At 32.3% G+C, this 951-nt stretch carries 1 protein-coding gene; it reads right to left on the reverse strand.

Annotation, left to right across the window (positions count from 1 at the left end):
- On the reverse strand, positions 1 to 951 hold a 951-nt coding region (locus tag HGB55_RS15215), incomplete at both ends, for an IS30 family transposase (protein ID WP_168817938.1).

Here is a 951-nt window from a genome sequence, read left to right on the forward strand (position 1 = left end):
TTCCAATACTTCTTTAGGAGTTTTATACCCAATGATTTTTCTGGGTTTGTTGTTTAGTTTATGTTCGAGTTTTAAGAGCTGTTTTTCGTCAATGAGGTTAAAATCTGTTCCTTTAGGGAAGTCCCTTCTGATGATTCCGTTAGTATTTTCATTAGTACCTCTTTCCCAAGAAGAGTAGGGGTGCGCAAAGTAAATTTTCATACCTGTTTTTTGAGTTATTATTTGATGTTTAGCCATTTCAATACCGTTGTCGTAAGTCATGGATTTTCTAAATAATTTATTGAGTTGATTGATTTTTTTAGAGAACATTTTAGCAACTTCATCAGCTTTTCTGGATTTTAGTTTTACGATTAAGGTGTATCTGGATTTACGTTCTACAATGGTTCCAATGGCAGATTTTTGACCTTTTCCGATAATTAAATCGCCTTCCCAATGTCCAATTTCTTGTCTAAGTTCGATATGCTTAGGTCTCTTGTCAATACTGACTTGGTTAATAATTTTAGAACCTTTACCACGTACTTTTTTAATAGGTCTTCTACGCGTTTTTTTTCTCACGAGAAGTTTGATAAGTTTTTTATTTAAAGACGCTTGCGGTCTGGTATAAATGTGTCTGTAAATGGCTTCGTGTGATATAGACATAATATTGTTGTTGGGATATTTTAATTTTAAGCTTCCACAAATCTGTTCAGGAGTCCAACCTTTAAGAAGTCCTTTGTATACATAGTATTTTAGTGGTTTATAAGTTGATATTTTATCAAGGTTTCTTTTGTTAAGATAATCGTCTTTAGCATTCCAATGGGCTAATTCAGCCGCATATTTATCATTAGGATCTTGAATCCATTTATTGATTTCACGAGATATAGTTGAACGAGATCTGTTTAAAGTTTTAGCGATATAAGCTTTGGATTTATTCTCGTTTAAAAGTGTCTCAATTTTGATTCTTTCTTTAAG

Origin of the sequence: Lutibacter sp. B1 (assembly GCF_012524075.1) — a bacterium.
Taxonomy (GTDB): Bacteria; Bacteroidota; Bacteroidia; order Flavobacteriales; family Flavobacteriaceae; genus Lutibacter.